Source organism: Streptomyces sp. NPDC029151 (assembly GCF_055564315.1).
This window is the reverse complement of sequence record NZ_JBVHWQ010000002.1, coordinates 591,472-605,668: the sequence shown is the minus strand read 5'-3', so window position 1 is coordinate 605,668 and position 14,197 is coordinate 591,472. Positions and strand designations below refer to the sequence as shown.

Annotated in this window: 15 protein-coding genes; 9 read left to right on the top strand and 6 right to left on the bottom strand. The window is 73.4% G+C overall.

The genetic code is table 11. The features are described 5' to 3' along the window. Positions 1-5: 5 nt before the first annotated feature. Positions 6-1,142 carry an iron uptake system protein EfeO gene (gene efeO, locus ACZ4VF_RS10485; RefSeq protein WP_467924729.1) on the bottom strand — a complete coding sequence of 379 codons (1,137 nt, stop codon included), beginning with the start codon at positions 1,140-1,142 and terminating at the stop codon, positions 6-8. A gap of 186 nt (positions 1,143-1,328) precedes the next feature. Here efeO and ACZ4VF_RS10480 point away from each other — a divergent pair, with 186 nt between their 5' ends. The 3 genes from ACZ4VF_RS10480 to ACZ4VF_RS10470 all read left to right on the top strand — a co-directional run bounded on the left by ACZ4VF_RS10480 (position 1,329) and on the right by ACZ4VF_RS10470 (position 3,164). Beyond that, complete coding sequence (locus tag ACZ4VF_RS10480) at positions 1,329-2,189, top strand: hypothetical protein (RefSeq protein ID WP_467924727.1); 861 nt, start codon at positions 1,329-1,331, stop codon at positions 2,187-2,189. After that, entirely contained in the window at positions 2,182-2,826 is a 645-nt protein-coding gene (locus ACZ4VF_RS10475; RefSeq protein ID WP_467924725.1) for a PhzF family phenazine biosynthesis protein, read from the top strand. Before ACZ4VF_RS10480 ends, ACZ4VF_RS10475 begins: the two co-directional genes overlap by 8 nt. Before the next feature lie 140 nt (positions 2,827-2,966). Beyond that, complete coding sequence (locus ACZ4VF_RS10470) at positions 2,967-3,164, top strand: hypothetical protein (RefSeq protein ID WP_467924723.1); 198 nt, start codon at positions 2,967-2,969, stop codon at positions 3,162-3,164. A gap of 72 nt (positions 3,165-3,236) precedes the next feature. Here ACZ4VF_RS10470 and map read toward each other — a convergent pair whose 3' ends face one another. Continuing rightward, entirely contained in the window at positions 3,237-4,094 is an 858-nt protein-coding gene (map, locus tag ACZ4VF_RS10465) for a type I methionyl aminopeptidase (RefSeq protein WP_467924721.1), read from the bottom strand. Between the two features lie 58 nt (positions 4,095-4,152). Here map and ACZ4VF_RS10460 point away from each other — a divergent pair, with 58 nt between their 5' ends. Continuing rightward, entirely contained in the window at positions 4,153-4,386 is a 234-nt protein-coding gene (locus ACZ4VF_RS10460; protein WP_467924719.1) for a hypothetical protein, read from the top strand. 92 nt (positions 4,387-4,478) lie between these two features. Here the strand turns inward: ACZ4VF_RS10460 and ACZ4VF_RS10455 are convergent, their stop codons facing one another. Continuing rightward, positions 4,479-5,075 carry a hypothetical protein gene (locus ACZ4VF_RS10455; protein WP_467924717.1) on the bottom strand — a complete coding sequence of 199 codons (597 nt, stop codon included), beginning with the start codon at positions 5,073-5,075 and terminating at the stop codon, positions 4,479-4,481. Positions 5,076-5,182: 107 nt separating this feature from the next. On the opposite strand from ACZ4VF_RS10455, the gene ACZ4VF_RS10450 reads away from it, so the two are divergent. From ACZ4VF_RS10450 to ACZ4VF_RS10440, 3 genes are read left to right on the top strand one after another with little or no spacing between them, the layout of a single operon-like run. Further along, on the top strand, positions 5,183-6,259 hold the full coding sequence (locus ACZ4VF_RS10450) for a sialidase family protein (RefSeq protein ID WP_467924715.1): 1,077 nt from the start codon (positions 5,183-5,185) through the stop codon (positions 6,257-6,259). Between the two features lie 37 nt (positions 6,260-6,296). Then, a complete protein-coding gene (npdG, locus tag ACZ4VF_RS10445) occupies positions 6,297-7,010 on the top strand; it encodes an NADPH-dependent F420 reductase (RefSeq protein ID WP_467924713.1) in 714 nt (237 codons plus the stop codon). A 13-nt stretch (positions 7,011-7,023) separates the two neighbouring features. Further along, entirely contained in the window at positions 7,024-7,260 is a 237-nt protein-coding gene (locus ACZ4VF_RS10440) for a hypothetical protein (RefSeq protein WP_467924711.1), read from the top strand. Here ACZ4VF_RS10440 and ACZ4VF_RS10435 read toward each other — a convergent pair. Next, positions 7,250-8,050: a site-2 protease family protein gene (locus ACZ4VF_RS10435; RefSeq protein ID WP_467924709.1), complete on the bottom strand. Its 801-nt coding sequence runs from the start codon at positions 8,048-8,050 to the stop codon at positions 7,250-7,252. The genes ACZ4VF_RS10440 and ACZ4VF_RS10435 overlap by 11 nt on opposite strands. Positions 8,051-8,166: 116 nt before the next feature. Here ACZ4VF_RS10435 and ACZ4VF_RS10430 point away from each other — a divergent pair, with 116 nt between their 5' ends. Next, the gene (locus tag ACZ4VF_RS10430; protein WP_467924707.1) at positions 8,167-8,754 is read left to right on the top strand and encodes a DUF6578 domain-containing protein; all 588 of its coding nucleotides are present in this window, start codon (positions 8,167-8,169) and stop codon (positions 8,752-8,754) included. A gap of 114 nt (positions 8,755-8,868) precedes the next feature. Then, positions 8,869-12,132, top strand: coding sequence for a BTAD domain-containing putative transcriptional regulator (locus ACZ4VF_RS10425; protein WP_467924705.1), 3,264 nt, complete (start codon positions 8,869-8,871; stop codon positions 12,130-12,132). Positions 12,133-12,179: 47 nt separating this feature from the next. Here the strand turns inward: ACZ4VF_RS10425 and ACZ4VF_RS10420 are convergent, their stop codons facing one another. Together ACZ4VF_RS10420 and ACZ4VF_RS10415 are read right to left on the bottom strand one after the other, a co-directional pair. Further along, positions 12,180-13,001, bottom strand: a complete 822-nt coding sequence (locus tag ACZ4VF_RS10420) for an ABC transporter permease (RefSeq protein ID WP_467924703.1) — start codon at positions 12,999-13,001, stop codon at positions 12,180-12,182. Further along, complete coding sequence (locus tag ACZ4VF_RS10415; RefSeq protein WP_467924701.1) at positions 12,998-14,023, bottom strand: ATP-binding cassette domain-containing protein; 1,026 nt, start codon at positions 14,021-14,023, stop codon at positions 12,998-13,000. The genes ACZ4VF_RS10420 and ACZ4VF_RS10415 overlap by 4 nt, the downstream gene beginning before the upstream one ends. Positions 14,024-14,197: the final 174 nt, after the last annotated feature.

Below are 14,197 nucleotides of genomic sequence, written 5' to 3'. Positions count from 1 at the left end.
CCTGCTTACTTCACGACCGCGGCGGCGAGCTTGGACAGCGGCTCGGCGAGCGCGTTCACCGCGTCCGACAGCTCCTTGCGCTGGTCCTTGGTGACCTTGTCGTAGGAGACGAAGTCGTAGGACGTCTTGTCCGTCCGGTACTTGTCGAGCAGCGCGTCCAGCGCCGCGAACTGCTCGTCCAGTTCCCTGGCCAGCGCCGGGTCGTTCTTCGCGGCGACCGGCTTCAGCAGGTCGTACGCCTTCTGGGCGCCCTCGACGTTGCCCTTGAAGTCGACCAGGTCGGTGTGGGCGTAGCGGTCCTCCTCGCCGGTGACCTTGCCGGTGGCGACCTCGTCCAGCAGCTCCTTGGCGCCGTTGGCCATGGAGGACGGGGTGATCTCGGCCTTGCCGACCCGGCCCTGCCAGTCCTTGAGGTCCGTCAGCAACCGGCCGGCGAGGGCCTTCTCCTCGGCGCCGATCTTCTTGTCGTGCCAGAGGGCCTTCTCCAGCCGGTGCCAGCCGGTCCACTTCTGGCCGTCCTCCAGGCCGTCCTCGCGGACGTCGACCTTCGGGTCGATGTCACCGAAGGACTCGGCGACCGGCTCGGTGCGCTCCCAGCCGAGGCGGGAGAGGCCGTAGGCCTTCTTCGCGGCATCCAGGTCGCCGGCCTGGACGGCCTTCACGAAGGCCTCGGCCTTCGGCAGCGTCTCGTCGGCCTGGTCCTGGGCGTACTGGCGGTAGTCGGCGACGGCCTTGTCCAGCCGCGGGTCACGCTTGGCCGCGCTGCCGCCGCCGGTCACGGTCAGCTTCTGCCGCACGCCGTGGCCCTTCATGCCGGGCCGGCAGGCGATCTCGTACGACCCGGCCTTCACCTCGGCGGTCAGCGTGTACTTGGTGCCCGGGCCGATGTTCTCCTTCTCGGAGACGATCCGGTCGTCCGGGAACAGGATCTCGACCTCGGTCGCCTGCGACCCCTTGTTCTCGATTTTCAGCGTGACCTGCCCGGCCGGCACGGAGGTGCTGGAGGTCTCGCACTTCGAGTCGGCGGCCGTGACCTGGATGGCGTCGCCGTCCTTGGCATCGCTCTTCGCGGTGCAGGCCGAGAGGGCGGTCAGAGCCGCCGCGGTGGCGGCGGCGGTGACGGTCAGTCGGACGGCTCGCATGCGGGCTCCAAGCGGATCTGATCTGGTGAGGCTGCCCTAACTTACATGAGGCTTACCTCACCCATACCCCTGCGTGCCGTGATTCAGCTCTCACCGTGAGATCACCGACACGGCCGGATCGCGATGTCTCAAAAGAGACGGCAAACAACGGCAAAGGCAACGCCAAGCGGTGGGAGGGTGGTGGTCATGGGGGAGAGCGCGCGCAGAGAACTGCTGGGGCCCGGCGGCCTGGTGCTGGACGTGCGGAACAGGCCGGGACCGCCGCCGTTGCGCTTCGAGGCGGCCGACGGCGGCCGCCTGCTGCTGCGGCAGGACGAGCGGGTGCTGCTGCTGGCCCGGGTGGAGGAGGCGAACCAGGGCGTGTACGTCAGCCGGTACGCCGGTTACCGCCCGCCCCTCCCGCCGATGCGCTCGGCGCTGATGCGCGACCCGGGCAACTGGGTGCACGCCTACGCCCGATGGCTGGAGGAGACGCGCCACGGCCCGCTGCACGACTCCCGTTGGCGTCTGGGAGTGCGCACGGTGTTCCCGCCGTACGTCTGGCACGCCGCCGACTTCGTCCGCGCGTGGCCCCACTGCCATCTCGACTGGTCCGGATACGGCTGGCACGGAGTCGTTCCGCTGCGTCCGCTCTCCTCCGAGGACGCGCCCCGGGTGCGGGCCTACCGCAAGCACGCCCGCGACGGCACCCTGGCTCCGGTGCTGCTCTGGTGGGTCACCGCCCTCGACGGCTGGCTGCTGCTCGACGGGCACGACAGGGCCGTCGCGGCGGTCGCGGAGGGGCGCACTCCGCCGTGTGTGGTGCTCGCCCGGGTACCGGACGAGGAGGACTGGCGGCGGGAGGCCCGCGAGGCGACCGAAGCCCATCGGGTGCGGTCGGCCGCCGCGGGCCCCGAGCAGCGCGAGACGCTGGCGCGGGCCTACGCCGACACCCTCTCCGGCCTGCCGTACGAGGAGGCCCGCACCCGGTCCTGGCCGCTGCCCGGCGGTGCCCCCGCCTGGGAGGCGCTCGCCGCGGACGCGGTGTTTCAATTCCCCGGTGACTGATTACGACGTACTCCGCGTCTTCTGCGGACCGAACGGCGGCTACGGCAACGAGCTGGGCGTCGTCCGCGACGGTTCGGTGCTGCCCGAGCGGAGCGACCGGCAGGCGCTCGCCGGCAAACTCGGCTTCAGCGAGACCGTGTTCGTGGACGACCCCGAACGCGGCCTGATCGACATCTACACCCCCACCCTCCGGCTGCCCTTCGCCGGTCACCCCTGCGTAGGCACGGCCTGGCTGCTCGACGTACCGGAACTGGTCACCCCCGCCGGAGTCGTCGGCGCCCGGCTGGACGGGGAGTTCAGCTGGATCGAGGCCCGCGCGGAGTGGGCGCCGCCGCGCACCCTGCGCCAGTACCCCGACGCCGCCGAGGTGGACGCGCTCCCGGTGCCGCCGAAGGGGGAGTGGATCTACGCCTGGGCCTGGGAGGACGAGGCGGCCGGGCGGATCCGGGCCCGCGCCTTCCCCGGCCGCGACGACGGCATCGAGGAGGACGAGGCGACCGGCGCCGCCGCCCTGCTCCTGACCGAGCGACTGGGCCGGGCCCTCAACATCGTCCAGGGCCGGGGCTCGCAGATCCTGACCGCGCCCCAGCCGCACGGCTGGATCGAGGTCGGCGGACGCGTCCACCTGGAACGCTGACGCACGGCGCCGGCGCGCCGACGGCCGGTACGGCGTCCGGGGGACCGTCCGGGCACCCGTCCGGGTGGATCCGCGTGTGCGCGCGAGGGCGAACGGGGACCACTGGGCGTGACCACTCCGCCTCCCCGAGAGGAGCACCCATGCGCATCAGATCAGTCGTGGCCGCGACCTGTCTCGCCGCCGCTCTCGCCGCCGCCGGCGCGACGACGGCCGGTGCCACCAACTACGGCGCCAAGGACGACGACGAGGCCGTCTGCAGCCCGTACGCCGGTTCGCTCACGTCACTGGAGAACCACCTCACCTGGTCCGGCGCCCACTGCAGCGACTACCTGCGCTGATGCGACCCGGGTCCCCCGCACGCGGTGCGGGGGACCCGGTCGTCCAGGGCTCGCGCGCTCCGCGCGCGGTGCTCAGGGGAGAGTCAGGATCTCCGCGCCGGTGTCCGTCACGACCAGCGTGTGCTCGAACTGCGCGGTCCGCTTGCGGTCCTTCGTCACGACCGTCCAGCCGTCGTCCCACATGTCGTACTCGTGGGTGCCGAGCGTCAGCATCGGCTCGATCGTGAAGGTCATCCCGGGCTGCATCACCGTCGTCGCGTGCGGACTGTCGTAGTGCGGGATGATCAGCCCCGAGTGGAACGACGTGCTGATGCCGTGACCGGTGAAGTCCCGGACCACGCCGTAGCCGAAGCGCTTGGCGTACGACTCGATGACCCGGCCGATGACGTTGATCTGACGGCCCGGCTTCACCGCCTTGATCGCCCGGTCGAGCGACTCCCGGGTGCGCTCCACCAGCAGCCGCGACTCCTCGTCCACGTCACCCACGAGATAGGTGGCGTTGTTGTCGCCGTGCACCCCGCCGATGTACGCCGTCACGTCCAGGTTGACGATGTCCCCGTCGCGCAGGACGGTCGAGTCCGGGATGCCGTGGCAGATGACCTCGTTGACCGAGGTGCACAGCGACTTCGGGAAGCCCCGGTAGCCCAGCGTGGAGGGGTAGGCCCCGTGGTCGCACATGTACTCGTGGGCGACCTTGTCCAGCTGGTCCGTGGTGACCCCCGGCGCGATGATCTTCGCGGCCTCCGCCATCGCCCGCGCGGCGATACGGCCGGCGATCCGCATCGCCTCGACCGTCTCGGGTGTCTGCACCTCCGGCCCGGTGTACGGCGACGGCGCGGGCTTGCCGACGTACTCGGGGCGGCGGATGTTTCCGGGAACCGGACGGGTGGGAGACAGCTCCCCTGGTACGAGCAGCGACTGGCCAGACATGCCAGCGAGTCTAACCAGCGGACATGGGGGAACATGTCGGTGGCGAGAGGAGCTGGTCATGGCCCTGTTCAAGAAGCGCACCGCAGGCAAGCCGGGCGAGTGGTACTACTGCCTGGAGCACAAGAAGGTCGAGGAGGGCCCGGACTGCCCGGGCAAGGACCGCTTCGGGCCGTACGCGTCCCCCGAGGAGGCCCGGCACGCGATGGAGACCGCCGCCGAACGCAACCTGCAGTGGGAGAACGACCCCCGCTGGCACGACGCGGCCGCCGGCGGCCCCACGGAAGAGAGCTGAGCGGACCGCGGACGCCCCGCCGGCCGGCGGGGGGCCGGCGGCGGGTGGCCGGGCGAGGCACCACGGAGCCGGCGACCAGGGGGACGGCCGGTTCACCAGGGGGCCGGCGGGGGAGCCGTCAGCGCTTCCGTCCAGCGGGACAGGCGGTCCCGGAACCCGCGCCGCGCCCGCGGAGGGCCCCCGTTCTCCCCGGCCGCCGCGCTGACCAGGTGCTGCACCGTGTCCAGGTCGAGCTCCGCCCCCTGCGGCACGGCCAGCGTGTCATGGGCCATCGCGGCCAGCTCGCCCCCGCCCGCGCCCAGCGCCAGCACCGTCACCCCGGCCCGCCGGGCGTCGTGCACCCGCTCCAGCAGCGGCGCCGGCTCCCCGGGCGCCACGACCAGCAGGGTCTCACCGCGCCGTGCCGCCGCCAGCCGCCCCGGCCCGACCGCCAGATGCGCGGGATCCGAGGGGCGCGCGTGATGCCGTACCAGCGTCGGCGCCAGCTCCGGCGTGCCCGACCAGGCCGCCTCGTCCACCAGGTGCGCGGCCAGGTGCCAGGGCTCGTACTCCGGCGTGCCCACGAGCAGCAGCCCGCCCCCGTGCGCGACCACCGACCCGCGCAGCACCCCCGCGAACCTCCGGGTGGCCCCCAGCCACTCGGTCCCGGCGAGTACTTCCCGCAGCAACGCGACCCGTACGGCGTCCATGCGACCGCATCCTGCCGCAACCGCTCACCCGTGACGCCCCGTTCACCCGGAATTCGCCCGACCCGGGGATGGTGGCGGTCCGTCCGCAGGCCTTCAGGAGCCGCCCGATGACCGACGTGACCGTCCCCTTCCGCGCGGGCCGCGAGGGATACGCGAGCTTCCGCATACCGGCCGTCGTCGCCTCCCGCTCCGGCACCCTGCTGGCCTTCTGCGAGGGCCGCGTCGACTCCGCCGCCGACCACGGGCACGTCGACATCGTGCTGAAACGGTCCACCGACGGCGGCCGCGCCTGGGGACCGCTCCAGGTCGCCGCGCGCAACGGCACGGACCTCGCAGGCAACCCCGCCCCCGTCGTCCTGGACACCGGCCGGATCCTGCTCGTGCACGTACGCGCCTCCGCCTCCGCCACCGAGGCCGCCATCCTGCGCGGCCAGGTCGCGGACGCCGACGGCCGCAGGGTGTGGGTGCAACACAGCGATGACGACGGACTGACGTGGTCCGAGCCCAGGGAGATCACCCCGCAGGTGAAGAAACCCGGCTGGCGCTGGTACGCCACCACCCCCGGCCACGCCCTCCAGCTCGGCTCCGGCCGCGTCCTCGTCCCGGCCAACCACACCCTGCCGCCCACCGGCACCGACACCGGCGCCGAGGCGAAGTACAACAGCGGACACTGCCTGCTGAGCGACGACCACGGCGAGACCTGGTACCTCGGCTACCTCGACGAGAACACCGACGGCTACGTCAACGTCAACGAGACCACCGCCGCCGAACTCCCCGACGGCCGCGTCTACCTCAACACCCGCAACGACTCCCCCTCGCCCGGCAACCGCGCCGACGCCCACTCCGAGGACGGCGGGAAGACCCTCGTCAAACCCTTCCGGCCGCAGGCCGGACTGACCGCACCGGTCTGCGAGGCCGCCGTGCTCCAGCTCCGCGACCCCGACCTGCTCCTCTTCTCCGCCCCCGCCGACCCCGGCGGCGCCCGCGCCCTCATGACGATCCGCGCCTCCCGCGACGGCGGCACCACCTGGACCACCGCGTACACCGTCGACGGGCTCCCCGCCGCCTACTCCGACCTGGTCCGCGTCGACCCGCACACCGTCGGCCTGCTGTACGAGACGGGCGACTTCGGCGCCTACGAGACGATCACCTTCCGCCGGGTGCCCGTGCACCGGCTGACCTGAGCCGGTACCGGCCCGGCGGCGGACGTAGAGTCGGCCCATGACCTCTACCGACAGCGCACAGACCCCTGCCAAGGCCCCCGCCAAGGACCCCTGGGACCTGCCCGACGTCTCCGGGTACGTCGTCGGCGTGCTCGGCGGCACCGGACCGCAGGGCAAGGGCCTCGCCTACCGGCTCGCCCGGGCCGGGCAGAAGGTGATCATCGGCTCCCGCGCCGCCGAGCGCGCGCGGGCCGCCGCCGACGAACTCGGCCACGGCATCGAGGGCGCCGACAACGCCGAGACCGCGCGCCGCAGCGACATCGTGATCGTCGCCGTACCGTGGGACGGCCACGGCGGCACGCTGAAGTCCCTGCGCGAGGAGCTGGCCGGCAAGCTCGTCGTGGACTGCGTCAACCCGCTCGGCTTCGACAAGAAGGGCGCCTACGCCCTCAAGCCGGAGGAGGGAAGCGCCGCCGAGCAGGCCGCCGCGCTGCTGCCGGACTCCCGGGTCACCGCCGCCTTCCACCACCTGTCGGCCGTCCTGCTCCAGGACCCGCAGACCGAGCGGATCGACACCGACGTCATGGTGCTCGGCGAGGAACGCGCGGACGTCGAGATCGTGCAGGCGCTGGCCGGGCGCATCCCCGGCATGCGCGGCGTCTTCGCGGGCCGGCTGCGCAACGCGCACCAGGTCGAGTCGCTGGTCGCGAACCTGATCTCCGTCAACCGCCGGTACAAGGCGCACGCCGGGCTCCGCGTCACCGACGTGTGAGCCGAGGAGGGCGATGGGGGACACTGGTCGGCGAAGCAGTGTCCCCCGACAGGAGCCCACCCCCATGCCCCGCATCGCCCTCTACCCCCTCGTGGTCTGCGTCCTCGCCGTCGCCGCGGCCGTCGTCTCCTTCGCCCGCGGCAGCTGGCTGGGGATCGTCTGGGTGCTGCTGGCGGGCCTGTCGTCCAACATGACCTGGTACTACGTCAAGCGCGGCAGGGCGGACCGCAGCGGGTCCGTCACCGGCTGACCGAGCAGTAGTCGTTGGTGCCCTCCCAGAACCGGTACAGCTCCTGTCCGCAAGCCTGGGAGAAGTCGTCGACGTTCAGCGCCCGCATGACCGAGTCGACCACGTCGAAGAACACGCCGTTGACCGACGGCAGCCACAGCAGCGCGAACACGAACAGCAGACCGAACGGAGCGAACGGCTCCACCTGCCGCTTCACGTTGTACGACAGCCACGGCTCGATCACGCCGTAGCCGTCCAGGCCCGGCACCGGCAGGAAGTTCAGCAGCGCCGCCGACACCTGCAGCAGCGCCAGGAACGCCAGCGCGAACCGGAACTCCGCGGGGACGCCGTCCAGCGCGTCCAGCCAGAAGGGGGCCGTGCACACCGCGGCGAACAGCACGTTCGCCAGCGGGCCGGCCGCCGAGATCAGGCTGTGCCGCCAGCGGCCCCGGATACGGCTCCGCTCGATGAACACCGCGCCGCCGGGCAGACCGATCCCGCCCATGATCACGAACAGCACCGGGAGCACGATGCTGAGCAGCGCGTGCGTGTACTTCAGCGGGTTCAGCGTGAGATAGCCCTTCGTGCCGACCGTGATGTCCCCGCTGTGCAGGGCGGTGCGCGCGTGCGCGTACTCGTGCAGGCACAGCGAGACGATCCAGGCCGCCGTCACGAACAGGAACACCGCGATGCCCGGCTGCGTGGCGAACCCGGTCCAGGTGGCCCAGCCGGTCACCGCCGTCACGGCCAGTATGCCGACGAACACGGGGCTGATCTGCCGGTCGCCGCGGCGGCTGGTGGCGGTGGTCATGGGCAGGCTCCTGGTCTGCGGGAACGGACGGAACTGCGACCGTACCGGCCGCGGACACGTGGGGAAAACGTCTCACGGCCGGCGCCCGGTTCCGGGAAGGTGAAGGAATGGCACGGATGAGGGTGTTCTACGCGGACTGGCAGATGGAATGCTGCGGCACGCCGTTCGCCGTGGGGGACGAGGTCGCCTGGTGCCTCCTCCCCACGACCGGCCAAGAGGGCCGCTACGGCGAGACCGCCCTGGTGGAGAACCACGGCGGCCCCGACCACGAGACCCTCGGCCGGGTCCACGCCATCGAGCTGGTGCACCAGCGGTACGTGGTCCACACGGACCCGCGCGTCCGAGAACGCGTCGACCGGGCGCTCCGGCCCCGCCCGGGCCCCGAGGGCGTGGTCCTGCTCCCGTCCCCCCACCGCTGGGAAGAGGTCCCGGGCGCGCACACCCTGGAGCCGGTCGCCACCTGCCCCAGGTGGTTCCCCCACGAGGAACCCGCCCCGGACCCCACCCCCCAGCGGCTCCACCGCACCACGGGCGCACTCGTCACCCTGGACGTCACCGGCACCCGGCCACGCCTTCCGGAGCCCCCCGACCCACCGGACGACGCCGGGCCCGGGCTGCGCGGTGCCCCTGGGGAGGGCGAGTCCGGCGGTGCCGTGCCGGGGGTAGCGGGCGGCCCCGAGGCGGCCGGCGGTGTCGAGCCCTGAGGCCCCCGGGCCCCCGGGCCTCCGGGCCCTGGCCTCCCGGCCCCCCGTGCGGCCCCCGCGCCGCGCCGGGTGAGCCCGGTGACTGGGGCTGATCGCTCCGGGGACAATGGGCCCGTGCGTTATCGGCTGCTCGGCACCACCCAGGCAATCCGTCCCGACGGTACGGCCGTCCCGGTCGGCGGGGCGCGGCTGCGTGCTCTGCTGAGCGTGCTCGCGCTGCGGGCCGGGCGGACCGTGCCCGCGCCCGTGCTGGTGGACGAGGTGTGGGGCGCCGACCCGCCCGCGGACGCCGCCGGTGCCCTCCAGGCGCTCGTCGGCCGGCTCCGGCGAGCCCTCGGCGCCGACGCCGTCGCCTCCGCCGACGGCGGCTACCGGCTCACCGCCGCCCCCGACGACGTGGACCTCTCCCGCTTCGACCGGCTCACCGGCGACGGCATCGCCGCCCTGGCCGACGGCGACCCCGCCAAGGCCGCCGCCGTCCTCGACGACGCCCTCGCCCTGTGGCACGGACCCGCCCTCGCCGACCTGCCCGACCGCACCGCCGAGGCCGCCCGCTGGGAGACCCGCCGGCTCGACGCCCAGCGCGCCCGGCACACCGCCGCCCTCGCCCTCGGCCGGGCCGAGCAGGCGCTGCCCGAACTGACCGCCCTGTGCGACAGCCACCCCCTGGACGAACAGCTCCAGGCGCTGCGGCTGCGCGCCCTGCGGGACGCCGGCCGCCCCGCCCAGGCCCTCGCCGCCTACGAGGACGTACGCCACCTGCTCGCGGACCGGCTCGGCTCCGACCCCGGCCCCGACCTGCGCGCCCTGCACGCCGAGCTGCTCGGCGAGGAACCCCCGCCCAGCCGTCCCGCCCCGAGCCGGCCCGCGGCCCGCCCGGGCAACCTGCCCGCCCGGCTCACCTCCTTCGTCGGCCGGGAGAGCGACATCCGGGCCATCGGCGCCGACCTCGGCGCGGCCCGCCTGGTCACCCTCATCGGACCCGGCGGCGCGGGGAAGACCCGGCTGTCCCTGGAGGCCGCCGAGGCGGTACGGCCCGCCCTCAGGGACGGCGTCTGGCTCGCCGAGCTGGCCCCCGTGGACGACCCCGACGCCGTACCGCAGGCCGTGCTCACCGCGATCGGCGCCCGCGAGACGGTGCTGCACGGCGCCGGCGTGGACGGCATGCGCGCGGTCTCCGAACGGCACGGCGACCCCGTCGAACGGCTCGTGGAGCACTGCGCCCGGCGCCGCATGCTGATCATCCTCGACAACTGCGAGCACGTCGTCGACGCGGCCGCCCGGCTCACCGAGCGGCTGCTGGCCCGCTGCCCCGAGCTGACCGTCCTCGCCACCAGCCGCGAACCCCTCGGCGTGCCGGGGGAGCTGCTGCGGCCCGTGGAGCCGCTGCCCGAACCGGTCGCGCTGCGGCTGCTCGCCGACCGGGGCGCGGCGGCCCGCCCCGGCTTCCGCCCCGACGACGACCCGGCGGCGTGCGCCGAGATCTGCCGCCGCCTGGACGGCCTGCCCCTCGCGATCGAGCTGGCGGCGGCCCGGCTGCGCATGCTCACACCCCGCCAGATAGCGGACCGGCTGGACGACCGGTTCCGGCTGCTCACCTCCGGCAGCCGCACCCTGCTGCCCCGCCAGCAGACCCTCAGGGCCGTCGTGGACTGGTCCTGGGACCTGCTGGACGCCGGCGAACGCGACGTCCTCGCCCGGCTGTCCGTCTTCGCCGGCGGCTGCGACCTGGCCGCCGCCGAGGCCGTGTGCGGCCCGGCCGCCCTCGACGCCGTCGGCTCCCTGGTCGACAAGTCCCTGGTGGTGGCCGCCCCCGCGGCCGACGGCGGCATGCGCTACCGGCTGCTGGAGACCGTCGCCGAGTACGCCGCCGAACGCCTCGCCGAGACCGGCCGCCGCGGCGAGGCCGCGCGCGCCCACCTGATCCACTACCGCGAACTCGCCCGCGCCACCGAACCGCTGCTGCGCGGCCCCGAACAGCGCGCCGCCATCGACCGGTTCCAGCTGGAGTACGAGAACCTGCGCACCGCCTTCCGGTACGCCGTCGCCGAACGCGACGAGCAGGAGGCCCTGTGCCTGGTGCTGTCGCTGCTCTGGTTCTGGCAGATGCGCGACCAGCGCATCGAGACCCGCGCCTGGTGCCGGGAGGCCATGGCGCTCGGCCCCGACCCGTTCGCCGAACCGGTCCGCCGCGCCGCCCCCGTCTGGCAGCGCTGCACCGACGCCCCGCCCCCGTACACCGGCGAGATCCTCGCCGAGGCCCGGCGCGGCGTCCACCTGGCCCACCTGGCCTGCATGGACACCGAGATCGACGCCTGGCAGACCCCCCACGCCCAGGCCAAGCTGCGCGTGGTCGCCCAGGTCTACGAGCCCGGCCTGCCGCAGACCTGCCGGGCGCCGGGCATGCTGTGGTTCTTCGCCGAGCTGCTGACCGGCGGCGCGGAGCGGCTGCGCACCATCGTGGACGCCGCCGTGCGCACCTGCCGGGACACTCCGGGCTACGAGTGGGAGCTGGCCGGCGCCCTCCAGCTGCGCGCCAACTTCCTCGCCAACCGCACCGCCTGGGCCGGTGACGCCACCCGCGACGCCGACGAGTCCCTGGAGATCTACCGCCGCCTCGGCGACGCCTGGGGTGCCACCGAGGCCCTGTCCGCCCGCGGCGAGGCCCACGAACGCAAGGGCGCCCACCGGGACGCCGCCGCCGACTACCGGGCCGCCATCGAGCACGCCGAACGCCTCGGCGCCCGCGCCCAGGTCGCCGTGCTCCAGGCCCGCCTCGGCAACGTGCTCATGGAGGCCGGCGAGACCGAGCGCGGCGAGCGGATGATCCGCGAGGTCATCGCCGGCCAGGACGGCACCCACAGCGAGGCGATGCCCGCCGCCCGGCTCTTCCTCGCCGCCTGGCTCGGCCTGACCGACCGCACGACGGAGGCACGCGAACAACTCCGGCTGCTGCGCGAGGAGATCGCGATCGCCCACTTCATCGTCTTCGACGCCATCATCGTCTGCGAGGAGGCCTGGCTGGACGCCGTGGACGACCGCACCGAGGACGCCCTGGAACGGACCCGCAAGGCCCTCGGCCTCGCCGCCGACCCGCTGACCTCGGCCGTCACCCCCCATCTGCACTCCATCGGCCTGACCGTCGCCGCGATGGCCCTCGCCCGCGCCGACGGCGGCGGCCGCGCCACCGACGCCGCCCGCTGCCTGGGCGCCGCCGGCGCACTGCTGCCGCCCGGGCACGTGGTCACCGGCGTGGAGCGGCGCAGCCGCGAGCTGGCCGAGGCCCGCATCCGCCAGGTCCTGGACGCGCGGTCGTACGAGGCCGCGTACGCCGAGGGCGGTGGCCTCTCCCTCGCGGAGGCCACCGCCCTGGTCTGAATGCCGGAGAGCACCGGCTCGCTCACGCCGACGGCTTCCCGGTGCCGTCAGCTCTTGGTGCGGAACTTGTGGATCGCGACCGGCGCCATGACGGCGGTCAGACCGACCGACCAGATCACCGTCACCCACAGGTCGTGTGCGACCGGGCCGCCCTCCATCAGGCCGCGCGCGGTGTCGGCCAGCGCGGAGAGCGGGTTGTAGTCGGTGAACGACTGCAGCCAGCCGGGCATCGACGCGGTCGGTGCGAAGATCGACGAACCGAACTGCAGCGGCATCAGCACCAGGAAGCCCATCGCCTGCACCGACTGGGCGTTCTTCATCACCACGCCGAGGGTCAGGAACACCCACATCAGCGCCGAGCCGAACAGCACGGACAGCCCGACCGAGGCCAGCAACCCCACCCAGTCCTTGATGTCGTAGCCCACCAGCACGGCGACCACCATCAGCACCGCGGTCGCGAAGAGCATCCGCATCAGCTCCACCGCGATCTTCGCGAAGAGCACCGAGCCGCGGCCGATCGGCAGGGACCGGAAGCGGTCCATGACACCGGAGTTGAAGTCCTGGTTGAAGCCCGTGCCCACGCCCTGGGCCATGTTCATGCCCATCATGGCCATCAGCCCCGGGATGACGTACTGGACGTACCGCTCCTGGCCGCCGCCCAGCGACTGCCCGATGGAGCCGCCGAAGACGTACACGAACAGCAGCGTGAAGATGACCGGGAACAGGATGGCGTCGAACATCGACTCCGGGTCCTGCCGGATCCACAGCAGGTTGCGGCGGATCAGCGCGCCGGTGTGCCGCAGATGGGCCCGCAGCGGTATCGGGGTGTCGGCCTTCGCGGCGGCGGGGGAGAGGGTGGCGGAACTCATACGGCGACCTCCTGGCGGTCGTCGGCGGGCACGGTGTCCTGCGGGGCACTGGCGCGGTGGCCGGTGAGGGACAGGAACACCTCGTCCAGGCTGGGCAGTTCGGTGGTGATGGAGGAGAGCGTGATGCCGCGGGCGGTGACCGCGCCGACCACGGCGGTCAGCTGCTCGTCGCTCAGGATCGGCACCAGCAGGGTGCCGGTCTCGGCGTCGACGGTGGTGGCCGCGAGCCCGGTGATGCCCAGGTCGTCCAGCATCGCCGCGAGCGGGCGCAGCTCCTGCGGGTCGACCGGCCGCACGCGCAGGGTGCGTCCTCCGACGCGGGCCTTCAGCTCCTCGATGCCGCCGTTCGCGATGACCTTGCCCCGGTCCACCACGGTCAGCTCGGAGGCGAGCTGCTCGGCCTCCTCCATGTACTGGGTGGTGAGCAGAACGGTGACGCCGTCGCCGACCATCGCCTTCACCTCGTCCCACACCTCGTTGCGGGTGCGGGGGTCGAGCCCGGTGGTCGGCTCGTCCAGGTACAGCACGGCGGGCCGGCCGATCATGGAGGCGGCCAGGTCCAGTCGCCTGCGCATACCGCCGGAGTACGTGCCGGCCGGGCGCCGGGCGGCCTCCGTCAGCGAGAACCGCTCCAGCAGCTCGTCGGCGCGGGCCCGGGCGTCCTTGCGGGACAGGTCCAGCAGCCGGCCGATCAGGTACAGGTTCTCCCAGCCCGGGAGCTTCTCGTCCACCGAGGCGTACTGGCCGGTCAGCCCGATCACCCGGCGCAGCTGACGGGGCTGGCGGACGACGTCGTAGCCGGCCACGACGGCCTGCCCGGCGTCGGGGGTGATCAGGGTGGACAGGATCCGTACGAGGGTGGTCTTGCCGGCGCCGTTCGGCCCGAGCACACCCATCACGGTGCCCTCGCGCACGTCCAGGTCGACACCGTCCAGTGCCTTGGTCTCGCCGTAGTGCTTGACCAGTCCCCGTACGGTCACGGCGGAACGCCCGCCGGCGGGGTTGTCGTCGATGCGTGTCATGCCGACGACAATGCCAGGCCCCACCGACAAACCACCGACACCCGCCCGACACCGGCCGACATGGCCCGACGGACCGCCGACACCGGCCTCCACGTCCCCGCGCATGGCGGTCCGGCTTCCGTGGGCTCGGCATCTGCTGCGAGCCCCGCGTCCACCGCGCCCCTTGACCGGCTG